Annotated in this window: 24 protein-coding genes; 18 read left to right on the plus strand and 6 right to left on the minus strand. The window is 68.2% G+C overall.

All coding sequences use genetic code 11. The features are described 5' to 3' along the window. Positions 1–38: 38 nt before the first annotated feature. From AC4PWQ_RS04860 to AC4PWQ_RS04900, 9 genes are all read left to right on the plus strand, one after another. Entirely contained in the window at positions 39–665 is a 627-nt protein-coding gene (locus AC4PWQ_RS04860) for a thioredoxin domain-containing protein (protein ID WP_492089940.1), read from the plus strand. A gap of 3 nt (positions 666–668) precedes the next feature. After that, positions 669–2,330: a cytochrome c biogenesis protein DipZ gene (locus AC4PWQ_RS04865; RefSeq protein WP_492089941.1), complete on the plus strand. Its 1,662-nt coding sequence runs from the start codon at positions 669–671 to the stop codon at positions 2,328–2,330. Positions 2,331–2,346: 16 nt separating this feature from the next. Further along, positions 2,347–3,024 (plus strand): response regulator transcription factor, encoded by a 678-nt coding sequence (locus AC4PWQ_RS04870; protein ID WP_371152356.1) that lies wholly within the window; start codon positions 2,347–2,349, stop codon positions 3,022–3,024. After that, the gene (locus AC4PWQ_RS04875; RefSeq protein WP_492089942.1) at positions 3,017–4,009 is read left to right on the plus strand and encodes a sensor histidine kinase; all 993 of its coding nucleotides are present in this window, start codon (positions 3,017–3,019) and stop codon (positions 4,007–4,009) included. The genes AC4PWQ_RS04870 and AC4PWQ_RS04875 overlap by 8 nt, the downstream gene beginning before the upstream one ends. Positions 4,010–4,110: 101 nt before the next feature. Next, positions 4,111–4,788, plus strand: coding sequence for a hypothetical protein (locus AC4PWQ_RS04880; RefSeq protein ID WP_492089943.1), 678 nt, complete (start codon positions 4,111–4,113; stop codon positions 4,786–4,788). Between the two features lie 181 nt (positions 4,789–4,969). Beyond that, a complete protein-coding gene (locus AC4PWQ_RS04885; RefSeq protein WP_492089944.1) occupies positions 4,970–6,532 on the plus strand; it encodes a putative T7SS-secreted protein in 1,563 nt (520 codons plus the stop codon). Continuing rightward, the gene (locus AC4PWQ_RS04890; protein ID WP_492089945.1) at positions 6,532–7,296 is read left to right on the plus strand and encodes a hypothetical protein; all 765 of its coding nucleotides are present in this window, start codon (positions 6,532–6,534) and stop codon (positions 7,294–7,296) included. The genes AC4PWQ_RS04885 and AC4PWQ_RS04890 overlap by 1 nt, the downstream gene beginning before the upstream one ends. Positions 7,297–7,395: 99 nt before the next feature. Then, a complete protein-coding gene (locus AC4PWQ_RS04895; protein ID WP_492089946.1) occupies positions 7,396–8,160 on the plus strand; it encodes a hypothetical protein in 765 nt (254 codons plus the stop codon). Between the two features lie 191 nt (positions 8,161–8,351). Then, a complete protein-coding gene (locus AC4PWQ_RS04900; protein WP_492089947.1) occupies positions 8,352–8,924 on the plus strand; it encodes a hypothetical protein in 573 nt (190 codons plus the stop codon). Positions 8,925–9,165: 241 nt separating this feature from the next. On the opposite strand, the gene AC4PWQ_RS04905 is transcribed toward AC4PWQ_RS04900, so the two are convergent. Then, complete coding sequence (locus tag AC4PWQ_RS04905) at positions 9,166–9,750, minus strand: TMEM175 family protein (protein WP_492089948.1); 585 nt, start codon at positions 9,748–9,750, stop codon at positions 9,166–9,168. 225 nt (positions 9,751–9,975) lie between these two features. Between AC4PWQ_RS04905 and AC4PWQ_RS04910 the strand changes: the two genes are divergently transcribed. The 4 genes from AC4PWQ_RS04910 to AC4PWQ_RS04925 all read left to right on the plus strand — a co-directional run bounded on the left by AC4PWQ_RS04910 (position 9,976) and on the right by AC4PWQ_RS04925 (position 12,929). Beyond that, on the plus strand, positions 9,976–10,410 hold the full coding sequence (locus AC4PWQ_RS04910; protein WP_492089949.1) for a hypothetical protein: 435 nt from the start codon (positions 9,976–9,978) through the stop codon (positions 10,408–10,410). 64 nt (positions 10,411–10,474) lie between these two features. Then, positions 10,475–10,702, plus strand: a complete 228-nt coding sequence (locus tag AC4PWQ_RS04915) for a hypothetical protein (RefSeq protein ID WP_371152348.1) — start codon at positions 10,475–10,477, stop codon at positions 10,700–10,702. Between the two features lie 171 nt (positions 10,703–10,873). Next, a complete protein-coding gene (locus AC4PWQ_RS04920) occupies positions 10,874–12,181 on the plus strand; it encodes an NAD(P)/FAD-dependent oxidoreductase (RefSeq protein WP_492089950.1) in 1,308 nt (435 codons plus the stop codon). Between the two features lie 136 nt (positions 12,182–12,317). Then, on the plus strand, positions 12,318–12,929 hold the full coding sequence (locus tag AC4PWQ_RS04925) for a hypothetical protein (RefSeq protein ID WP_492089951.1): 612 nt from the start codon (positions 12,318–12,320) through the stop codon (positions 12,927–12,929). A gap of 216 nt (positions 12,930–13,145) precedes the next feature. Here the strand turns inward: AC4PWQ_RS04925 and deoD are convergent, their stop codons facing one another. Continuing rightward, entirely contained in the window at positions 13,146–13,871 is a 726-nt protein-coding gene (gene deoD / locus AC4PWQ_RS04930; protein ID WP_492089952.1) for a purine-nucleoside phosphorylase, read from the minus strand. 218 nt (positions 13,872–14,089) lie between these two features. On the opposite strand from deoD, the gene AC4PWQ_RS04935 reads away from it, so the two are divergent. The 3 genes from AC4PWQ_RS04935 (at position 14,090) to AC4PWQ_RS04945 (ending at position 16,771) form a co-directional block, all read left to right on the plus strand. Next, positions 14,090–15,685 (plus strand): sodium-dependent transporter, encoded by a 1,596-nt coding sequence (locus AC4PWQ_RS04935; protein ID WP_371152344.1) that lies wholly within the window; start codon positions 14,090–14,092, stop codon positions 15,683–15,685. A 1-nt stretch (position 15,686) separates the two neighbouring features. Next, positions 15,687–15,839, plus strand: coding sequence for a MetS family NSS transporter small subunit (locus AC4PWQ_RS04940; protein WP_371152342.1), 153 nt, complete (start codon positions 15,687–15,689; stop codon positions 15,837–15,839). A 182-nt stretch (positions 15,840–16,021) separates the two neighbouring features. Then, positions 16,022–16,771, plus strand: a complete 750-nt coding sequence (locus AC4PWQ_RS04945) for an HAD-IIB family hydrolase (RefSeq protein WP_371152341.1) — start codon at positions 16,022–16,024, stop codon at positions 16,769–16,771. On the opposite strand, the gene AC4PWQ_RS04950 is transcribed toward AC4PWQ_RS04945, so the two are convergent. Continuing rightward, entirely contained in the window at positions 16,768–17,151 is a 384-nt protein-coding gene (locus AC4PWQ_RS04950; RefSeq protein WP_371164719.1) for a thioredoxin domain-containing protein, read from the minus strand. The two genes, AC4PWQ_RS04945 and AC4PWQ_RS04950, sit on opposite strands and share 4 nt — an antisense overlap. A gap of 60 nt (positions 17,152–17,211) precedes the next feature. Here AC4PWQ_RS04950 and AC4PWQ_RS04955 point away from each other — a divergent pair, with 60 nt between their 5' ends. Then, a complete protein-coding gene (locus AC4PWQ_RS04955; RefSeq protein WP_492089956.1) occupies positions 17,212–18,072 on the plus strand; it encodes a TrmH family RNA methyltransferase in 861 nt (286 codons plus the stop codon). Positions 18,073–18,283: 211 nt separating this feature from the next. Here the strand turns inward: AC4PWQ_RS04955 and AC4PWQ_RS04960 are convergent, their stop codons facing one another. Beyond that, the gene (locus AC4PWQ_RS04960) at positions 18,284–18,871 is read right to left on the minus strand and encodes a hypothetical protein (protein ID WP_371176786.1); all 588 of its coding nucleotides are present in this window, start codon (positions 18,869–18,871) and stop codon (positions 18,284–18,286) included. Positions 18,872–19,081: 210 nt separating this feature from the next. On the opposite strand from AC4PWQ_RS04960, the gene AC4PWQ_RS04965 reads away from it, so the two are divergent. Continuing rightward, positions 19,082–20,140 (plus strand): quinone-dependent dihydroorotate dehydrogenase, encoded by a 1,059-nt coding sequence (locus AC4PWQ_RS04965; protein WP_492089953.1) that lies wholly within the window; start codon positions 19,082–19,084, stop codon positions 20,138–20,140. 257 nt (positions 20,141–20,397) lie between these two features. Here AC4PWQ_RS04965 and AC4PWQ_RS04970 read toward each other — a convergent pair whose 3' ends face one another. Together AC4PWQ_RS04970 and AC4PWQ_RS04975 are read right to left on the minus strand one after the other, a co-directional pair. Beyond that, positions 20,398–21,705 (minus strand): ABC transporter ATP-binding protein, encoded by a 1,308-nt coding sequence (locus AC4PWQ_RS04970; protein WP_492089954.1) that lies wholly within the window; start codon positions 21,703–21,705, stop codon positions 20,398–20,400. After that, a complete protein-coding gene (locus tag AC4PWQ_RS04975) occupies positions 21,702–22,601 on the minus strand; it encodes an ABC transporter permease (protein ID WP_492089955.1) in 900 nt (299 codons plus the stop codon). Before AC4PWQ_RS04975 ends, AC4PWQ_RS04970 begins: the two co-directional genes overlap by 4 nt. Between the last annotated feature and the right edge of the window lie 119 nt (positions 22,602–22,720).

Here is a 22,720-nt window from a genome sequence, read left to right on the forward strand (position 1 = left end):
CTAGGGACCGTCATGTCCGGGGCGTCAGGCTTGTAGCCATGAAGAAGACATTGATTCCCCTTGCCCTTATTGCTTCTATCGCGCTGGCTGGCTGCAGCACCGACAAGCCCTCTGACTCCATGAGCCCGGCCATGACCGGCGAGCAGATGATGACCGCCCCGGCCACGATGGAGCCCACCGACGCGATGACCGCCGATGGCGCCATGACCGCCGATGGTGCGATGAGCATGGAGCCCACCGACGCCATGAGCCCGGACTCGGCCATGACCGGCGACCACATGGCCCCGAGCGACGCCATGTCCCACTCCTCCGGTTCCATGTCCGGCTCGATGTCCAATGACGCGATGGCCCCGGCCAGCTACGTCACCTACGCGGACTACAAGGCCGCCAAGGAGAAGTTCGCAGGCAACAAGATCGTCCTGTTCTTCAACGCCTCCTGGTGCCCGGCCTGCACCTCGATTAATGAGGCGCTGACCGCTGACCCCGCTAAGATTCCCGCCGGCACCACCCTGGTGAGCGTGGATTACGACCAGCACACGGACCTGCGTCAGCAGTACGGGGTGACCATGCAGCACACCTTCGTCGAGCTGGACGCTAAGGAGATGCAGGTGCGCCAGTGGGCCAGCACCTCCGTGGACGGCCTGCTGAAGGAGCTGAAGGGCTGAGCCATGCTGGTAACTGCCTTTCTTTCCCTCGTCGCGGGCGTCCTGACGGTCTTGGCACCTTGTGTGCTGCCGTTCCTGCCCGTGATCGTGGGAGGCAGCGTGGGGCACGGTTCTAAGGCGCGGCCCTACGTGATCGCCGCCTCCCTGGTCGGCTCCCTGTTGCTGTTCACCCTGCTGCTAAAGGTCACTACGGCCTTCCTCCGCATCGACCCGCGCGTGTGGGCCATCGGCTCGGGCACGCTGGTGGTCATGCTTGGCCTGGCCATGCTCTTCCCGGGCATGTGGGCCCGCCTTTCCGGGGTGGCCCGCTTTGACCGCGCCCACCACCTGCTGGACAAGGCCCGCTCGCAGCGCAGCGACCTGTGGAGCGCGGTGCTCACCGGCGCCGCCCTGGGCCCGGTCTTTAGCAGCTGCTCGCCCACCTACGCCTGGGTGATCGCCACCGTCCTGCCCGCCAGCCCGGCCGAGGGCATGTTCTACCTGGCCATCTACTGCGTCGGTATGGCGGGCGCACTCCTGGCGATCTCGCTGGCGGGACGTCGTCTCATCAAAAAACTCGGCTGGGCGGCCAATCCGCGCGGCTGGTTCCAGCGGGTAATCGCCGTCCTGTTCATCGCCGTCGGACTGCTGGTGGCCACGGGGGTAGACAAGAGCATCCAGACCTGGGCGGTAGACAAGTTCCCCTCGCTGTCCTCCTTCGAGGAGAAGCTGATCCCCGGCTCCACGCCCGGCTCCGCGCCCGCGCTGGAAAGCAGCGAAAACGCGGCCCCGGCCCCGGAGTTCACTGGGATCACCGAGTGGATCAACAGCGAGCCGCTCACCCTGGAGGACTTGCGCGGCAAGGTGGTGCTGGTGGATTTCTGGACCTACAGCTGCATCAACTGCGTGCGCACCCAGCCCTACCTGAACGCCTGGTACGAGCGCTACCACGACTCCGGGCTGGAGATCGTGGGCGTGCACGCCCCGGAGTTTGCCTTTGAGAAGCTGCCGGAGAACGTGCGCAAGGCCGTAGAGGATGCCCAGATCAAATACCCGGTGGCGCTGGACAACGACTTCGACACCTGGCGGGCCTACCGCAACCAGTACTGGCCGGCCAAGTACCTCATCGACGCCGAGGGCAAGGTGCGCTGGACGCACTTTGGCGAGGGCGACTACGAGGAGGCCGAGGCCCAGATCCGCTCCCTGCTGGGCGAGGGCGGGGCGGCGGCGCGCCAGCCCACGGACACGCTGACCCACACCCGCGGGCAGTCGCCGGAGACCTACCTGGGCACCGCTCGCGCGATGGGCAACGCCCAGCCGCTGGTGGCCGGTGAGCACGACTACGGCGGCCCGCAGGAGCCTGCGGACACCAATCAGTGGACGCTGGCGGGCAAGTGGAGCACCGACCGGGAGTCCATCCTGGCCGTCAGCGACGGCGCCCAGCTGCGCTACCGCTTTGCCGGCAAGGAGATGTACCTGGTGGCCGACGGCCCGGTTGGCGCCAAGATCCGCGTCCAGGTCGAGGGCGCCAACCAGCCGGGCGGGGCGGACGTGGTGGGCGATGTGGCCACCATCGACGGGGCGCGGATGTACCGCCTGGTGCGCCTACCGCAGGCCACCACCGGCGCCACGGTCACGCTGACGTTCGACAAGGACATCAGGGCAAATGCCTTCACCTTTGGCTGAGCCCTATGCTGAACGAGTGGCAAGCGTGCTTCTCGTTGACGATGACCCGACGGTGCGCGGTGTAGTTTGCGACTACCTGCGCGCCGCCGGGCATCAAGTGATCGAAGTTGAGGACGGCTTTGCGGCGCTGGCGCGGGCCGGCGAGTGCGACCTCATCATTCTGGACCTGATGCTGCCGGGCATCGACGGCCACGAGGTCTTCCGCCGCCTGCGCGCGGGCGGGGTGGAGGTGCCGGTCATCATGCTGACCGCGAAGGGCTCCGAGGCCGACCGGGTCTTGGGGCTGGAGCTGGGCGCCGACGACTACCTGGCCAAGCCGTTCAGCCCGCGCGAGCTGGTGCTGCGGGTGGCCTCCCTGCTGCGCCGCTCCCAGCCGCCGGCCCCCGAGCGGGAGATCGTTACTGACGGGAATTTGGCGCTGGACCTGACGGCGCAGAAGGCCACATTGGACGACGTTCCGCTCGCCCTTACTTTCCGTGAGTTCGACCTGCTTGCCCACCTGGTCACCCACCCGGACCACCTGTTCTCCCGCGAGGAGCTGATGCGCGCCGTGTGGGGCTGGGAGGTGGGCGACGCCTCCACCGTGACGGTGCACGTGCGGCGCCTGCGCGGCAAGATCGAGGCCGACCCGCAGCATCCCACCCGGCTAGTGACGGTGTGGGGCAGAGGCTACCGCTGGGAGTCCCATGACTGAGCAGTTGTTGATCGTCGCGGCCGCCACGTTGGGGGTGGGGCTGGCGTGCGCTGGCCTCACCTCCGTGGTGGCGCGCCGCTCGGTGCGCTGGGCTGTGCTGCTCAGTCCCGTCACCGTGGTGCTCACCGTGGGGGCGGGGCTGCTGCTGGGGGTGCGGCTCATGCTGATCGAGTCCGTGAAGGTGCCCCTGCTGCTGCTGGCCACCACGATCCCGGTTGCCTTGGTGGCCGGAATCCTGGTTTCCCTGCGCAGTCACCGCGTCATCATGGCGGCGGCCGCGGAGCTGGAGAAGGCAAAGCGGCAGCGCGAGGTGGAGGCCGGCAGGCGCGAGCTGATCACCTGGATCTCCCACGACCTGCGCACCCCGCTGGCAGGCATTCGCGCGATGGGAGAGGCCCTGGAGGACGGCATCGCTCCGGACCCGTCCCTCTACTACCGCAACATCATGGCGCAGGCCGAGCGCACTGCGGCCATGGTGGACGACGTTCTGGCCTTGGCCGGTCTGCAGACGCAGGCCGTCGAATTGGGGACGGAGACGGTTTCCCTCAGCGACCTGGCCTCCGACCTAGTGAGCCAACTGGAGCCGCTGGCGTCGCAGCGGGAGGTGGAGCTACGCGGAGCGGTGACCGGTGGGGCGGGCGACGTGGTGGGCGATCCGGGCCTGCTGGCCCGGGCGCTGCAGAACGTGGTGGGCAACGCTATCGCCTACACCAAGCCCGGCACCTGCGTGCTGGTGGAGGTGGAGACCACCGATGCGGTGCGGGTGCGCGTCAGCGACGGCTGCGGCGGGCTAAGCGAGGCGGACCTGGAGCAGGTTTTTTCTGCCGGCTGGCGGGCGGACCGGGCCCGCACCCCGGGCGCCGGCGGCGGCAACGGGCTGGGCCTGCCGATCGTGCGCACCATCGTGAACGCCCACGGCGGCGGTGTGGAGATGCGCAACCACGGCGCCGGCTGCGAGGTGGAGATCAGGCTGCCGCGGGCGTGAGGTTTCGCGGCTTGTGAAGATGAGCTACATTTCAAAGAGGCTCTAGCCGGAGCGAAACGGGCGGACAAATAGTTCCGCCGCGAGTGGGAGGACGGCGCACTATGGGGCGCATCAACACCAGGCTTCTTGCCGTGGCCGGAGTCTTGGCGATGGGCGCCACGCTCTTGGGCGGTTGTGCTGAGGAGGAGCCGCCCGTGGCCTACAAGCCGGTGCTTTACCTGTACCCGTCTCAGCCGCAGAGGCTGGAAATCGGTTTCGACTTCGACGGGAAGGTAACGACCTCCTATCCAGAGTTGGCCGCCGCACCAGGCGTTGACGGGGCTTGGCAGGTGGAGGCCGGCGCTGACGGGGTGCTGACCGACGCGCGGGGGAGGTCTTACCCCTACCTATTCTGGGAGGGCGTGCCTGAAACCGAGTTCGTTCAACGGGAAGGGACGGTGGTCGCCAGGGACGAGGTGGTGCCTTTCCTTGAGCGGGCGTTGGCTGCTCAGGGCCTGAACGATCTTGAGGCCGCCGACTTCATCACCTTCTGGGCCCCGCGCATCCAGGCAAACGATTATTCTCTGATCTCCTTCGTCACGGACCAGTACGCACCGATAGCGCGCTACTCCTTCACGGATTTTGCAGGGGATAAAACGGCGCCTGACACGTTCATCCGCGTCTACATGGTGTTTTCGAAGGCGCAGGCGTCCACGTCCGTTCCCGCCCAGGTATTCGGGCCTGCGCCCGTGCGCACTGGATTCACCGCTGTTGAGTGGGGCGGCTCCGAGCTCGACTAGTTGAGGGAGGGCCGTCCACTGCCCGGAGTGTGACCAGTCCGGAAATCGAGAAGGTACGGTTCTCCCCGCAGGATGGAAGCAGGATGGCTACCCTGCAACTAGTGGAGTTCATGCGTCTGGTCCACAGTGGCAGTGCTGGCGCACGGTCTAGGCTTGCAAGTTCGTGGCGGAGGTGGTGAGCGTGTCTTATCGACCGTCTGATTGGTCGGCTCTGCGGCGATCGTCGGATCCGACTCCCGGAGACCCGGTCATCGTGTCCGATGGAGCCAATAGGTATCGGCAGGTTGCGGACGCCATCAGCCGGTGTGCGGCCAACTTGCGCCTACTTGAGGGCGGGGCCAGCCGGGCAGAGTCAGTAACGGCACTCTTGGAGTCGCGCGACACCACCGTGGATGCGGTGTCAAAGGCAGAGAATCGGTTTCGGACCGCCGCGACCGCGCTGGAGACCTACGCCCAGGTACTGGACCGGGTGCAGGTAGACACGGTCAACGCCCTGTACGCGGCTCGGCAAGCCGTGAACGAGCGGGACGAAGCTAACCGAGTCAGGGCCCACTATCAGGGGCTCGCCGAGGACTACCGCTTCTCCGACAACGATGGCGACGACGAGGCTTACACCCGCTATCGGCGTCTGGCGCGCGGCGCCGGTAATGACGCCGATGCCGCCCAGGGGCGCATCGAAGCGCAGATACGAATCGTCGACCAAGCGGTGGTGGACCGAGACGCCGCGGCGCAAAGGGCGGTCGATGCGATCGAGGGCGCCACCTCTGCGGACGCGCTCAACGACTCCTGGTGGGACAACTGGGGCGCCACAATCACCATGTGGATCGCCAAGATAGCGGAGGCAATCTCCGCGATTGCAGGTATCCTCGCGTTGCTCGTGTGCTGGATTCCGGTCATCGGGCAGGCGCTTGCCGGGGTGCTCTTCACGATTGCCGCTATCGCCGGAATCGTCGCTGCGGTTGCAAACATCGCCCTGGCCGCTACCGGGAAGCAGTCGTGGGGCCAGGCAATAGTGTCCGTCATCTTCGCGGCCCTGGGGTGCGTGGGGCTGGGCGGTCTGAAGGGCACGATGGTGGGCGTGAAGTCCGCCTTCGGGAACCTGATGCAGTTGGGAGGCCGGCAAGGCACGGGAGTGATGAGCGCCCTCACGGCGATGGGGGGCGGCGTGAAGGCTCTTGGTGGTGCGAAGGGCATGGCAGCCGGCTACGTGAACAACCTGGTCATGTCCGTGAAGAATGCAGGAAAGTACGTCAAACTCCTGACGGGCCCCAGAACGCCGGCTCGTTACGGAGTCGTGCGGGAAGTCGATGACGCCACATGGAAGTGGCTGCGTCGAAGCAGCCCGAGTAGGGACGTGAAGCGAATGATCGAGCCCAAATATCCCCAGTTTGATCCGGACCTGCGCGACTGGGTGCTGCCAGGCAACCCGACCCGGGGCCCGCTCTCGCCGGACCACATCGTTCCGCTGGATAAGCTCACTCGCATGGAGGGATTCGGCATGCTCACCCGCGAGCAGCAGCTCGCTCTCGCGAATGAGCGACTTAACTTCTTCGGATTAAGCCACCGCGCCAATTCGTCCAAGCAGGCGCTGAGCTACCTCGAGTGGGGTGGCTTTAAGGGGGGAGCCAAAGTCGGCTATACGATTCCGGTGGAGCCGCTGGTGCGCACGGAGATGTCGCGGATCGAAGCTTTGATGGAGCAGCGTCTGCAGGCGATGATCGACGCCATGCTGAGGGGGAGATGATGGGTTTGTTCGGTTGGTTTGGGGGCCGACGCGAGCCGTCAAAGTACGAGCTGCTTGGGCGCTACACGTATGGGCGTCGTCCGATTCGGCCGGTGGAGGGGGAGGTTCCGGCCGGGGAGCCTGTGCCCGCTGAGTGGCGAAAGCTGCCGCTCCTGGCTCCGGCCGAGCGCGTGGAGTTGATGATCTCGCTGATGAGGCGAACGGTCGGGCAGGTGCTGCCCCAGACTCTCGCCTACCTAGAGGAACACTGCTCGGACGCAGAACTGGCCGTGAGCGACGGCCGCTATTGCGTCGTTTACTCCGTGGATACCTTGTCGGGGTCGACGCAGTACTACGGCGGAGGCAATCCCTTGCAGCCGTCCTGGCCCGATGAGGTCGTGGTGGGTGGAATCCGCCAGGTCCGGGGTGTGTGGGACAAGGTTCCTGAGCCGTTGAAGTCCTTCTACGAGCAAACCCACGACGGGTTCTACGATTTCATGTCCCATGGTCTGGGGCTGATCGACCTGGACCAAGCGCATTGTTTGGGCGACTACTATCCCGGCGAGCCGTGGCAGGAGCGGTTGGCGGGGTCGTACACGTTCTACTCGCATGTGACGGGCGGGTACCTGGTGCTCGACATCGATGGGCCCCAGCCGGGCCGGGCTGACATGTGGTGGGGGGACTCCGAGCCCGAGCTGGACGTCGACTTCTGGCGCTACTTGGACGAGCAGACAGTGGGCGGCTTCAACCCGCCGGAGGTAGCGCACCTCCTGAAGGGCCTGTGAGCTAGCTACTCGGCGCCAACAACGGCCCAGGGAGGCCAGTAGGGCCGGTCGAAACGGGCGCCACGCGATCGGTGATTGACCCAAGTTGAAGGGGTTGTGATGGGTTTGTTCGGTTGGTTTGGGGGCCGACGCGAGCCGTCAAAGTACGAGCTGCTTGGGCGCTACACGTACGGTCGTCGTCCGATTCGGCCGGTGGAGGGGGAGGTTCCGGCCGGGGAGCCTGTGCCCGTTGAGTGGCGAAAGCTGCCGCTCCTGGCTCCGGCCGAACGCGTGGAGCTGATGGTCTCGCTGATGAGGCGAACGGTCGGGCAGGTGCTGCCCCAGACTCTCGCCTACCTAGAGGAGCACTGCTCGGACGCAGAACTGGCCGTGAGCGACGGCCGCTATTGCGTCGTGTACACGGTGAGAACAAACTCGGGTAGGGACCGCTATTACGGTGGGGGTAATCCTTTGCAGCCGTCTTGGCCGGATGAGCTTGTAGTGGGTGGGATTCGCCAGGTTCGGGGTGTGTGGGACAAGGTTCCTGAGCCGTTGAAGTCCTTCTACGAGCAGACGCACGACGGGTTCTACGTCTTCATGTCGCATGGTTTGGGGCTGATCGACCTGAATCAGGTGCATTGTTTGGGGGACTACGATCCGGGTGGGCCGTGGCAGGAGCGCTTCGCGGGGTCTTACACGTTCTACTCGCATGTGACGGGCGGTTTCTTGGTGCTCGACATTGATGGGCCCCAGCCGGGCCGGGCTGACATGTGGTGGGGCGACTCCGAGCCGGAGTTGGACGTCGACTTCTGGCGCTACTTGGACGAACAGACAGTGGGCGGCTTCAACCCGCCGGAGGTCGCGCACCTCCTGAAGGGCCTGTGAGGGGTTTGTTCGGTTGGTTTGGGGGCCGACGCGAGCCGTCAAAGTACGAGCTGCTTGGGCGCTACACGTATGGTCGTCGCCCGATTCGGCCGGTGGAGGGGGAGGTTCCGGTCGGGGAGCCTGTGCCCGCTGAGTGGCGAAAGCTTCCGCTCTTGGCTCCGGCCGAGCGTGTGGAGTTGATGATCTCGCTGATGAGGCGAACGGTCGGGCAGGTGCTGCCCCAGACTCTCGCCTACCTGGAGGAGCACTGCTCGGACGCAGAACTGGCCGTGAGCGACGGGCGCTATTGCGTCGTTTACTCCGTGGATACCTTGTCGGGGTCGACGCAGTACTACGGCGGAGGCAATCCCTTGCAGCCGTCCTGGCCCGATGAGGTCGTGGTGGGTGGGATTCGCCAGGTCCGGGGTGTGTGGGACAAGGTTCCTGAGCCGTTGAAGTCCTTCTACGAGCAAACGCACGACGGGTTCTACGATTTCATGTCCCATGGTCTGGGGCTGATCGACCTGGACCAAGCGCATTGTTTGGGCGACTACTATCCCGGCGAGCCGTGGCAGGAGCGGTTTGCGGGGTCTTACACGTTCTATTCGCATGTGACGGGCGGGTACCTGGTGTTCGACATTGATGGGCCCCAGCCGGGCCGGGCTGACATGTGGTGGGGGGACTCCGAGCCGGAGTTGGGCGTTGACTTCTGGCGCTACTTGGACGAGCAGACAGTGGGCGGCTTCAACCCGCCGGAGGTGGCCCACCTCCTGAAGGGCTCGTGAGCTAGTGCTTTGGCGCCGCCAGCGGTAGCGGGGCCGGGGGCCGAGCACGGATGCGCTCAGCTCGGCCCGCGTCGCAAATGCTGCAACGGGGTACATGCGACCGATCGGTGCCACGCCCCCAAGCGGTCGCATGTACCCCGACCGCACGCTTGTACGCTCGGGGGCAAAGCGCCAGCGCCGAACGCGTGCAGCCGCTGCGCAGCCCAGCGCCGCCCGGCTCAGGTGCCCAGCGCCGCCAGGCTCAGGCGCCCAGCACCCTGTCGTAGAACCGCTCGACGCGCGCCCCGGGGATCAGCCAGAGCAGGGAGATGAGGAAGAAGACCAGGTAGGACGCCACCGGCACGAACAACGCCAGCGCGATCGCAACGGCCGACGCCCCAACGGCCACCCACCCGCGCAGGTTGTTGCCGCGCCCGGTGGGGGAGGCGCCCTTGCGGTGGCGCGCTGCGATGTGGCGCTGCAGCACCTGGAAGTTGGCCGAGCACATCAGCAGCACCACGCTGTAGAGGGTGGCCGGCTGCCGGTCGAATGGGTACATGCCCACCCATTCCATCGCAAACGGGATGAGGGTCATCCAGAACAACCAGTGCCGGTTCTTCAGCACCAGCTTCCCGCTGACGGTTTCTACCTTGCTGAAGAGGTTGTGGTGGTTGACCCAGTAGACCCCAACGTAGGAAAAGCTCAGCACGTAGGCGGCGAAGGTGGGCGCAACGGCGACGATCGAGTCCCAATCCAGCGCGGCCGGCGGATCGAGCTTCAAAACCATGATCGTGATGACGATCGCCAGCACCCCGTCGCTGAACGCCTCCAGCCTGCCCTTGGTCATCAGTCACCTTCTTCTCTCACGCCTCGAGGCAATCATTCTCGCCCCCGGCACTCTGGCCGCCAGCATTCTCGCCCCTAGCCCTCCCCGCCCGGCAATCGGCGAAGCGCCCCTTCCCGTCGCGCGCCTTCAGCTCCCGCCCGCCCGTCTCGCGGACCCGCCGCTGGTGGCCCCGGGCCGCGCCCGCGCGCCTTGACACCCTGCCGCGCCCGTCCATATGTTCCGGCCATGAACCGCGCTACCACCGGCCTGCTGGCTTTCGCCCTCATCGTCCTGGGCACCGTGCTCATGAACGTGCGCAAGGTGGAGGCCGTTGCCGCCAACTCGACCCTCTACAGCCTGACCATCGTGGCCGCCGGCATGGTGGCCGCGTTCGGCATCAAGTGGTACGTGAACGCGTTGGATCGCGTGAAGGCCGAAATCCTGGCCTCCGCCCGTCCCTATCAGGCGCCCCTGAAGGTGGCCGGCGCTCTCGTGGTGGTCGGCGCCTTGCTGATCGTGGCCGGCGCCGCCCTGCCTGCGGGAAGGGGATTCACCGCGCTGGGGATTTTGGCCGACGTTCTCTTCGTCGCCGCGATGGGGTGCGCCGTCACCGCTGGGACCCTGCTGCGCGTCGGCCTGGCGAAGAAACGGCAGGACGCCGCGCTTTCCGCCGGGGCCTAGCCGCGTCGGAAGCGCCATGCCGAGCCGGTTTGCAGCGTGACCGATGCCACTTTAGGCTTGAGGTATGAAGCGCATGTTTTCCTTCGCCCTCGGCGTCCTTCTTGTCGTGATCGCGGTGGCCTACCAAGTGCTGCGTCACCACGACCCGCTAGCCGCGTGGCTCACCGCCACCCCGTGGCTGCAATACGTCGGCTGGGCATTCACCGGCGCGGCGATCTCCGTGGGCACTTACTTCCTGGCCAAGGCCTTCCAGTCCACCCCGCGCCACCGCGCCGAGGACCCGCAGGCCTGACCCCGCCGAGTTCGCTGAACTTAGGTCACCCTTACCGATTTGTGGTGTTGCCCACGCCGTCCCGGCGGAGCGCTGCAATTCCGCCAAACCGGGCCCTCAGCGAGCCGCACAGCGAACCCAATCCCGCCCTTCACCTATCGGCCCGCAGCGTCCGTTACGTACCTTGGTCCCATGACCACTTCTTCCCGGGCGCGCCAGGACGCGCCGCACGTTGTGATCGTCGGTGGCGGTTTCGCCGGCCTGTCCGCGCTGGCCAAGGCCACCAGGGCCGGCCTGCACGTGACGCTGATCGACCGCCATCCCTACACCACCTTCCAGCCGCTGCTCTACCAGGTCGCCACCGGCGGCCTGAACCCGGGCGACATCACCTACTCGCTGCGCCGCCTGGCCTCCAACCACGGCGCCGCCTTCCGGCAGGGCCAGGTCTCCTGGATCGACCCGGAGGCCAAGACCGTCTTCCTGGACCAGGGCGATGAGATCTCCTACGACAAGCTCATCCTCACCGCAGGCGTGGGCCCCAACTACTTCGGGGTCACGGGCGCCCCGGAGCACACCCACTCCATCTACACGCGCGCCCGCGCGCTGGCCACGCGGGATGCGATCTTCTCCGGCCTGGAGCAGTTGACCCAGGCCGGAGACCCCGAGCGCCGCTTCACGGTGGCCGTCGTGGGCGGTGGCGCCACCGGCGTCGAGCTGGCCGGCTCCCTGGCCGAGCTCAAGAGCGAGGCCCTGCCCACGATCTACCCGGAGCTGGCCACGGACAACTTCCGGGTGGTGCTGATCGAGATGAGCGACCGCCTGCTGGCCCCCTTCCAGTACCGCCAGCGCCTCTACACGCTGCGCCAGCTGCGCAAGCGGGGCGTGGACGTGCGCCTGCGCACCTCCGTGGCGGCCGTCTCCCCGCACCACATCGAGTTCGGGGACGGCTCCTCCCTGGACGCCGACGTGGTGGTGTGGGCCTCCGGCGTGGGCGCCCACCGCGCGGTACGCGAGTGGGGCATGCCGCTGGGGCGCGGCGGCCGCATCCAGGTTGACCCCACCCTGAAGGTGATCGGCCAGGACCACATCTACGCCGCCGGCGACTGCTGCATCTGCGAGGACGCGCCGCTGCCGCAGCTGGCCTCCCCGGCCCAGCAGATGGGCCGCCACGCGGTGGACCAGATCGTGGCGGAACTGCGCGGCCAGAGCCCGCAGCGCTTCGAGTACAAGGACAAGGGCATCATGGCCACCATCGGGCGCGGCGCCGCCGTGGTGGAGCTCTCCGGCGGCCCTACCTTCCGGGGCTACCCGGCCTGGGCCGCCTGGGTGGGCCTGCACCTGGTGACGCTGCTGGGCGGCCGCAACCGCCTGCAGACGATGGTGAACATGGCCTTCCGCTTCTTCGAGTGGCCGGCCTCCGCCGCCACGATCGTGGGCGACATGGTGGCCCCCACCAAGCGCTCGCGCCGCACGGGTAAGCCGGCCGATCCGGCCAAGTAGCGCCCGGCCTTGCTACTTGGCTAACCCCGCCGGGCGGTGGCGTCGGTACGACGCTGCCGCCCGGCGGCCCCCTTTTCGCGCACGCCCCCTGCCCGGCTTGCCCGTATGCTTGCCCGGACGCGAAAGGCAGGATTCGGTGAGCTTTCTTTACATATGGGGTTGGGTGTGCGCCGTCGTGGGCTCCCTGCCCACCTTCCCGCAGATCTCCCGCATCCGAAAGGCCGGCACCACCGCCGGGATCTCTGCCCTGAACTGGCAGCTGACCGCCGCCTGCTTCGGCGGCTGGGTGGTGCACTCCTTCACGGTGGGCGCGACGAACATGATCGCCCCGAACATCCTGCTGCTGGTGACCTCCGCCTACATCGTCTGGCTGATCGCCGCCGACCGCTCCCAGCGCCCCTGGGACGTGCTGTGGCCCATCCTGGCCACCTTCGCCGCGATCGTGGCGGTGCGTTTCGCGTTCGGCCCGGTGGCCTTCGGCATCGCCGTGGTGGTGCCGCAGTCGGTGGGCCTGATTGGTCAGATCCGTGACCTGGTGGTGCGCCGCGACCTTACCGGCGTCTCCCTGGGCTACCTGGTGATCAACCTGGTGCTGCAGGCCTTCTGGTTCTCCTGGGGCGTGCTGGCCCACGAGCGCGGCGTCATCACCGCCACCTCGATCATGATGGTCGTGGCCGGCGCCACCCTGGCCACCTACCTGGCCCGCCGCGCCGGGTGGCAGCCCGCCAGCCTGCGCGAGGCCCGGTAGGCAAAGAAAGCGGCGGGGCACCAGGGAAGTTCTCCCCGGGCCCCGCCGTCGCTTTGCTGCCGCCGCGCCGCCGCCACCGTTAAGTTGCCGCGCCGCCGCAGCCGCGCCCCGACTCTGGCCGGCCGCCTACCTACCCGCCGCGTTCTCGCTTCGGTCGGTGGGCGACGTCGGCCACCTGCCAGCGCGTCAAACGCGGCCAGCCCCAGCAGCGGCGGATCAGCAGTGGGCGGCCGCCACCGCCAAGGCGAGGGCGTCCTGGAAGCGAGTCTGGCGCTCCTGCGCCGTCATGTCACCGGAGTGGTCCAGCAGGTGGTCGCTCACGGTCAGCACCGCCAACGCCTCGCGGCCAAACTGCGCGGCCGTGGCGTACAGGGAGGCGGCCTCCATCTCCACACCCAACGTGCCGTAGGCGGCCAGGCGCTCGGTCTGGCCCTCCGGGGTGAAGTAGAAGTGGTCGCGCGAGATGATGGTGCCCACGTGCACCTTCGCCGCAGCGCTCAGCTCCGCGTTGGCCTCGAATGCCTCCACCGCGGCGCGCGCCAGGTTGAAGGAGGCAACGGCGGAGTAGTGCACGCCCGGGATGCGCAGGGAGTTCATCGCGGAGTCGGTGTGCGCGCCCACGGCCACGATCACGTCGCCCACCTTCACCTGCGGGGCGATACCGCCCGCAGTGCCCACGCGGATGATGCGCTCCACGCCGAACTGCTCAAACAGCTCGGTGGCGTAGATGGTGGCGCTGGCCTGCCCCATGCCGGAGCCCATCACGGACAGCGGCTTGCCGTTGACGGTGCCGCTGAAGCCCAGCATGCCGCGCACGTCGTTGACCAGGCGGGCGTCCGGCATAAGCAGCTCCGCGATCGCCTGAGCACGGCGCGGGTCGCCCGGCATGAGGACGGCGGGGGCGAAGTCGCCCTTTTCTGCGTTGATGTGAGGTGTGGCCATGAATACTCCTCTATTCGTTACGTCACTTGCCCTAATGACACCACATTTCCGCCTGGAACTCGCCCCGGGCGGGGGAGTGGGGCGAGGAGGCGGGTAGGGGCGGCGTCGCCACGAATCGCCCCGAGTGTCCAACATGTGAGCGTGAATTGTTCATGGAAATTGCCTGGGAGAAAACTTGACGCCATCCAAAAGCTAAAACGGACCTCGAAAGGGGAGACATGAGCAAGCAGCCTGCGCAAGGCAGCAAGCGCGAGCAGTGGAGCGGCCAATACGGCTTCCTCCTGGCCGCCATCGGCTCCGCAGTCGGCCTCGGCAACATCTGGCGCTTCCCCGGCGTCGCATACACCAACGGCGGTGGCGCATTCCTGCTGCCCTACCTGTTCTCCCTAGTACTCGTGGGCATCCCGGTGCTGCTGTTCGACTACGCCATGGGCCACCGCTACCGCGGCTCCGCCCCCACCGTATACCGCCGCGTCAAGCGCTCCTCGGAGTGGATCGGCTGGTTCCAGGTGCTCGTCAGCTTCGTCATCATGAGCTACTACGCCGTGGTAATCGCCTGGGCCGGCTCATACGCCTGGTTCTCCTTCAAGCTGGCCTGGGGCAAGGACGCCGCCGGATTCTTCTTCGGCAAGTACCTGCACATCGCAGAAGCCCCCGGCATCTCCGCCAGCCCCGTCTGGCAGGTCCTGGTTCCGCTAGTGGCCGTGTGGGGCATCGCCCTGTTCATCATCGGCCGCGGCGTCGTCAGCGGACTGGAGAAGGCTAACAAGGTCTTCCTGCCGGTCCTGGTCATCCTGTTCGGCGCCCTGGTTGTGCGCGCCCTGTTCCTGCCCGGCGCGGTGCAGGGCCTGACCGCCTTCTTCACCCCCAACTGGTCCGCCCTGGCAGACCCCAACGTGTGGATGGCCGCCTTCGCGCAGATCTTCTACTCCCTGTCCATCGGCTTTGGCATCATGCTCACCTACGCCAGCTACCTCAAGCGCCGCTCCAACCTGGGCGGCACCGGCCTGGTGGCTGCCTTCGCCAACTCCTCCTTCGAGATCCTGGCCGGCGTGGGCGTGTTCGCCGCCCTCGGCTTCATGGCCCACCAGCAGGGCGTGGGCGTCGGTGACCTGGAGGGCATCGCCGGCGTGGGCCTGTCCTTCGTCACCTTCCCGACCATCATCGCCATGATGCCCGCAGGCGCCCTGTTCGGCGTGCTGTTCTTCTCCTCCCTGTTCCTGGCCGGCCTGACCTCCCTGGTCTCCCTAATCCAGGTGGTCGCCGCCGCGCTGCAGGAGAAGTTCGGCCTGAACAACGTCAAGGCCGCCTTCACCGCCGGCCTGCCCGCCGCGCTCCTGTCCGTCACCCTGTTCGCCACCACCACCGGCCTGTACTCCCTGGACATCGTGGACAAGCACATCAACGAGATCGGCATCGTGTTCATCGCGATCGTGGCGATGGTCTACATGAGCTTCTTCGCCCGCAAGCTGCCCGAGCTGCGCATGTCCATCAACGTGGTCTCCTCCGTCTCCATCGGCCGCTGGTGGCCGGTCCTGGTGGGCGGATTGATCCCCGCCGTGCTGGCCTACATGCTCTCCTCCACCCTGTGGGGCCTGATCACCGAGGCCTACGAGGGCTACCCGTGGTGGATGCTGGGCACCCTCGGCTTTGGCTGCATCGCCTTCGCGTTCGTGCTCACCGCAGTCTTCGCTAACCTGCCGTGGCGCAACGACGTCGACAGCTACAAGCCGCTTGACCTGCCCGGTACCGTGCCGCCGCGCCCGAACGGCAAGAACGGCACCCTGACCGCCGCTACCTCTAAGGAGAACTGACATGCCGGTTAACGCGATCCTGTTGATGCTGGCCGCCTTCGCCGTGGTGTGGGGAGGGCTCGTAGCCTCCATCGTGGTGCTGCTCTACAAGCCCCAGCCCATCGACGTCTACGAAGAGGACGGCGAGCAGGCCCACCTGCTGCCCGGCTACTAAACCAGCCGCCCCAACTGGGTGCCGCTGCGTGAAGCAGCCCTTTGACCGTGGCCGACGCTCCACCCGCCGCTCTTAACCGAGTAGGTGGGTGGAGCGTCGGCCGCCTTAACAAAAAAGGGGCCGCGACTTTTGGAACTGGCGAGAGCGCTGGCTAGAGTTGGCGCGGACTAAAAGGAGAAAAAGTGACCAAGCTCGTTGCCTTCGACCTGGATGACACCCTGGCCCCCTCCAAGCAGGCGCTGCCCGCCCCGATGGGCAAAGCCCTGCAGGACCTGCTGGACGTGGCGGAGGTGTGCATCATCTCCGGCGGCCAGATGGGCCAGTTCGAGTCCCAGGTGCTGTCCAACCTGACGCTCTCCGACGCCCAGGCACGTCGACTCCACCTCATGCCCACCTGCGGCACCCGCTACTACACGTGGGACGGCACCGAGTTCGCGCTGCGCTACGCCCACGACCTCACCGAGGAAGAGAGCGCCAACGCCTGCCGCGCCCTGGAGGAGCAGGCCCGCGCCCTGGGGCTGTGGGAGGAACAGACCTGGGGAGACATCCTGGAAAACCGCGGCTCCCAGATCACCTTCTCCGCGCTGGGCCAGGAGGCCCCGCTAGAGGCCAAGAAGGCGTGGGACCCCACCGGTGAGAAGAAGGAGAAGCTGCGCGCCGCCGTGGCCAAGCTGCTGCCCACCCTGGAGGTGCGCTCCGGCGGCTCCACCAGCGTGGACATCACCAAGAAGGGCGTGGACAAGGCCTACGGCATGGAGCGCCTGGCCGCCGAGACCGGCATCGGGCTAGACGAAATGCTGTTCGTGGGCGACCGCCTGGACGAGGGCGGCAACGACTACCCGGTCAAGGCCCTGGGGGTGGACTGCGTCGCGGTTGAGGGCTGGGAGGACACCGTCAAGGTGGTGGGCGACTTCGTGGCCGCGCGCGCCTAGCCCGCAGCCGGCCGCCCCAGCGCGGCGAGCGCCTGGAGCCACCACGCCTGCGGGGGAACGGTCAGGGTCAGGCGCTCGACCACCACGCCGCACCAATCCACTAGGAGCACGGTGGGGGTGCGCGCAACCCCGAAGGCCTCGCCTACCGCGAGGGCACGGGACACGTCCACCTCCACCAGATCAGGCGCCCCCGCTGGGGTAGTACCCAGGTGCTTCAGGGCCAGTTGCAGGCGCAGCTTGACCGCCCGGCACGGCGCGCACACGGGCGAGGTGAAAGCGAGCACGGTGCCGGCGGCGGGCCAGTCTCCCTGCGCGCCTATCCAGGCGCGCTGAAGCTGCGTCCCAACGGCGGGCGGGGTGGGCGGCAACGCGTTACTCACGCCGCGAGAGTCTACGGGCCGCGTCCATGCCTGGGCGCGGCCAGGTGGGAGACTATGGCAATGCTCATCACCCTGACCGACGCCAACGACCCGCGCCTGCACGACTACGTCGGCCTCACCGACGTCGCCCTGCGCACCAAGACTGAGGAACCCGCCGGGCTCTACATGGCGGAGTCCACCAACGTCATCCAGCGCGCCGTGGCCGCCGGCCACCGCCCCCGCTCCATCCTGATGGCGCCGCGCTGGCTAGATACCATGCGCCCCACCCTGCAGGCCGTGGGCGGCGGAGACCCCGACGGCGGGGAGGTGCCGGTCTTCCTGGCAGAGGAGGACCTGCTGCAAAGAATCACCGGCTTCCACCTGCACCGCGGCGCTCTGGCCGCCATGCACCGCCCCGAGCTGCCCGACGTCGCCGAGCTGTTGGACGGCGTCGCGGACCGCGCGGCGGGCAGGCCGCTGCGCGTGGCGATCCTGGAGGCGCTGGTGGACCACACCAACGTCGGCGCCGCCTTCCGCTCCGCCGCCGCGCTGGGGGTGGACGCCGTGCTGGTCACCCCCACCTGTGCAGACCCCCTCTACCGGCGCAGCGTGCGCGTCTCCATGGGCACCGTCTTCCAGGTGCCCTGGACCCGCATCCCGCACTGGCCGGACCTGTCCGCGCTGCACCAGCGCGGATACACCGTGGCCGCGCTGGCCCTGAGCGACGACTCCGTCAGCCTGGACGAGTTCGTCACCACCCCGGAGTGCGGACAGGGCAACGTGGCCCTGGTGCTGGGCGCGGAGGGAGACGGCCTGGCCCCGCGCACCATCGCCGCCTGCGACCGCGTGGTGCGCATCCCAATGGCCGGGGGAGTCGACTCCCTCAACGTGGCAGCCGCAGCGGCGGTGGCGTTCTGGGCCACCCGCGCAGCCCGGGGCTAGGCCGCCGCGCAGTTCGGGCTTAGGTCACCCGAGCGGCCCGGGGCTTGGCCACCGCGTAGGGCCGCCAGCCTAGGCCGCCTGGACGGACCGCCAGCCTAGGCCGCCAACTGCTGCGCCGCCGCGATCGAGAGGCAGGCAGCGCCGGTGAGAACCAGCCTGCCGCCTCCTGTTGGCCGGGTCGCCCTGCGGCGAATACTGGCGCCCGGCCCAGTCAGTCCCACCACAGGCGCCAGGCGGGGGTGTAGGGCGGCCAGGGCGGCAGCACCCGCGCGATCTCATCGGGTGGAGCCAGGGCGTCCAGCTCCAGGTCCCGGCTCAGGCGCCGCCACAGCGCGTTGCAGTCACACTCGCCCCGGTGGTCGCGGTGCACCGTGGCGTCGGTGTAGCCGGGCACCAGGATCGCGTCGATGCTGATGCGCTCGTCGCTGCGCTGCGGACCGATGCCGTAGCCGCACAGGCTCACCCCGTCGTGCTTCACCGCCGCCCGCAGTAACGCCCCCAGCGTGGGGGCCAGGTTCTGCCTGTCCGCCAGCTGGGCGGGCGGCAGGTTGGCCAAGAGGAAGGACGCGGCCGGCCCGCCCAGGCCCAGCAGGGGCACAAAGTCTGTGGTCGGGGCGCCGTCCTTCACCCACCGGTCGGGGGCGTCGTCCAAATGGGGCGTGGGCGTGAAGGCCGCCAGCTCCTCCCACAAGCCGGCGCGAACGCTCCACCCCGGCGGGCCGTAGGGCCCCTCGGGCGAGGCGGGGGAGGGCACCTGGCCCGTCGAAGCAGCGGACGGGCAGTAGGCAAGCGTGGACATCTTCTCTCTCCTTTCGACCCACCCACCATCCCCGTGGGCCGCTGCACGCAGCCAGGGCCCGTGCGCAGGGGGCAGCACTCGGCGTTATGCACAGCTTGGCCGCCGCCGGGCAATCCCCAGGTCGCCACCTGCGCGCTCGCGGCGTGCCTGGTGCACCAAGCGCCAGGTGGTGGGGGAAGAAACGCCCCAAGTCCCACTAGGCTTGTCCTCATGATCTACCGGGCGCTTTTCAACCTAGTCTTTGCCAAGCAGGATCCGGAGGAGGTGCACGTCAGGGCCGTGAAGGCCTTGTCCATGGCGGGTAACTGCCGGGCCACTGCCGCCGTCATGCGGGCGCTGTTTGGCCGTCGCGTGGATAGCACCCTCACCCGCGCCCACCTGGAGCACAAGAGCCCCTTCGCCCGCCCCGTGCCCGGCATCCTGGGTCTGGCCGCCGGCATGGACAAGGACGCCACCGCCGTGCTGGGCATGGACGCCCTGGGCTTCGGTTTTGTGGAGGTAGGCACCTTCACCGCCCTGGCCCAGCCGGGCAACCCCAAGCCGCGCCTGTTCCGCCTCATTGAGGAGCGCGGGATCATCAACCGGATGGGCTTCAACAACCACGGTGCCGCCGCCGCCGGCGAGCGCCTGCGCAAGCTGCGCAGCACCAAGGCCGGGCGGGCCGTGTTCGTGGGGGCCAACATCGGTAAGTCCAAGGTGACCCCGCTTGAGGACGCCGTGGCCGACTACGTCACCTCCGCCCGCCACGTGGCCCGCTGGGCCGACTACCTGGTGGTCAACGTCTCCTCCCCGAACACCCCCGGCCTGCGCGACCTGCAGAACGTCGAATCGCTGCGGCCGATTCTCGCTGCGGTGCAGCAGGCTGCCGACGTTGCCGCCGGCCGCCACGTCCCGTTGTTTGTGAAGATCGCGCCGGATTTGGCTCCCGAGGACCTGGAGGCGGTGGCCCAGCTGGTGCTGGAGCTGGACCTGGCGGGCGTGGTGGCGACCAACACCACGATCGACCACGACCAGCGCCACGGCGCCGGTGGCCTGTCCGGGGCGCCGCTGACGGAGAAGTCCCTGGCGGTGGTGCGCTCGCTGCGCGCCGCGCTGGGGCCGGACAAGACCATCATCGGCGTGGGCGGGATCAGCACGGTGGCGCAGGCCGAGCGGATGCTGGAGGCCGGCGCCAACTACCTCCAGGCCTACAGCGCCTTCATCTACGAAGGCCCGGCCTGGCCCGGCCGCATGAACCGCGCGCTGGCGCGCCTGGGCTACGCCGGCTGAGCGTTCCGGGGCCCGGGAGGGGCAGAGGGGCGGATCGAAGCGGCCCTAATGTTTCAAATTCGTACGGCCTAGACCTTGTGCAGCCGACCTAGACCTTGCGTAGCGCTCTACGGTCTAGGTCGAGTGCATAAGGTCTAGGTCGAGCGGTTTAGCTCAGGGGAGGGTGGCCGGCCTCGGGCCCGGGGGCCAGGAGTTTGTGGGCCCGATCAGTGGGGCGTGGATGGCCCCATGGGCGGGCTTGTAATCGGGGCCGGGGGCTATTTCAGGTAGTGGAGCTCTCCGCGCGTGGTGACTGCCACGCGGGTGCCCGCCGGCAAGGCTCGCGCCTCCCCGGCCCTGCGCACCGTGACCGTGGCGCGCGCACCGCTCGCGGGCTGCTGCTGCGCCGCATCGGCTCGCTGCGCCGCCGCGCCGGCTTGCCGGCGCGGCTCCAGTTCCACAGTCACCAGCTGGGAGTGACCCAGGAACCGGGTGGAGACCACGTGCCCGGTGGCACCGGCAAGTCCAGCCCTACCGGCAAGGCCGAAAGCCGCAGTGGCGTCGGTGGCCCCGCAGGCGGGAGCCGCCTGGGCAGCGCCGGCTGCGGGGGACTCCTGCCGGCCCGCGCTCTCCCGCTCAGGGCCCGAAGCGCCTGCAGCCCCCGACGGGGCGAGCACGGTGAGCTCCAGCTGCTCCGGGCGCGCCACGACCAGCGGCGGGTTCGCGTCGTCCCCCGGGGCGGGCCGGCTCGCTCCCGTCTCGGCGAGGCCCGCTCCGCTGCGACCCGCGCAGCTCTGGCCCGCCTCTTCCCGGGCGGCCGCAGGCGTAGCGGAGGCGGGCGGAACGTCGGCCAACTGCCCAGCCGGCAGCACGTTCGCCTCACCCACAAATGCGGCCACCCACGCATCGGCAGGGGCGCAGTAAAGCTCGCGGGGAGTGCCCACCTGGACCAGGTGACCGTCGCGCAACACCGCCACAGTGTCGGAACAGGAAAGCGCCTCCTCCTGGTCGTGCGTGATCAGCAGCGTGGGCAGGTTCTGCTGGCGCAGGATCGCAAACACCTCCTCGCGCAGCCGTGACCGCAACGAGGGATCCAGGGCGCTAAAGGGCTCGTCCAACAACAGCAGGCGCGGCTGGGGCGCCAACGCCCGCGCGAGCGCCACCCGCTGCTGCTGCCCGCCAGAGAGCTGGTGCGGTAGGCGCCCCTCCAAACCCTCCAGGCCCATCAACCGCACCATCTCCAGCACGCGCGGGTGGGAGGCGGCGCGGCGGCGGCTCACCCCCCTAAGCCCGTAGGCGATATTGGCCGCCACGGTCAGGTGGGAGAACAAGGCGCCCTCCTGCGGCACCAAGCCCACGCGGCGCTTGTCCACCGGCACCCCCGTGATGTCGGCGCCATCCATCAGCACCTCGCCCGCGAAGGGCGTGTGCAGGCCCGCCAGCACACGCAACAGAGTCGTCTTGCCACTGCCGGAGGCGCCCAGCACCGTCGTGACCTGCCCGGAGGCGATCTCCAGGTCCAGGCCGTGCAAAACCGGCCTGCCCTGAACGTACTGGGCGCTGAGATTGCGAACTTGGACCGTCACGGCAGATCAATCCTCCGAGCGAGCATGAGGGACGGGATGATGCCCACCAGCATGAGGGCAAGACCGGCGGGGGCGGCGGCGCCGTACGCGCCAAGCGAGCTGGAGTTCCACAACTCCGTGGCCAGCGTGTGCGTCCCCGTCGGGCGCAACATGAGCGTGACCGGCAGCTCCTTCATCACCGCCGTCGCCACCAACAACCAGCCCGCGCCGATGGCGGGCAGGGCCTGCGGCAGGCAGACGCGCCGCCACACGCGCAGCTTGGAATCGCCCAGCGTGCGCGCGGCCTCCTCAGCGCCCACCGGCACCTGCTGGAAGCCCGCGCGCACGGCCCCCACCCCCTTGGGCAGGTAGAGCAGCACGTAGGCCACCACCAGCGCGCCCATGGTCTGGTACGCCCCCGGCGCCGCCTGCAGGGTCAGAGAGACCATCGCCAACGCCAGCACCACCCCGGGCAGGGCGTGCGCGGAGAACGTTGCCATCTCCAGGAACGTGACCGTGCGGGCCCGCACACGGGCCGCTATATAGGCCAGCGGCAGCCCCACCGCAGCGGCCAGCGTGGCCGCCGCGAAGCCGAAGACCAGGGTGGTCAGGGCGGCGTCGGCCAGCCGGGACCAATCCGTCTCATACCGCGTGTTCTTCAGAGAACGAAACAGCAGCGCACCGATCGGGGCGGCCACCGACGCCACCGCCACGGTAGACAGGCCGGCGCACGCCAGCGCCGTCAGCGGCCCAGACAGGCGCGAGCGCGCGGCAGCGTAACCCGCAGAGACGGCCCGGTGATGGCGGGTACGAAACAAGTTCTCCAGCAACACCAGGAGCGCGGCGATCAGCGTGATCACCACGCCCATCACAGCGGGAGCGAAGCGGGACGAGCCCGCCGTGATCAGCGCGAACACGCCCGTTGAAGCGGCGCACGAAAAACGTCTATGGGTCCCAAGAGACTCGTTGTCACCTTAGACTTTAGGGCTGTGAATATCAACTTTTTCGATAACTGAACGAAGTAGGTTACAAAACA

The organism is Buchananella sp. 103232, from assembly GCF_058725725.1.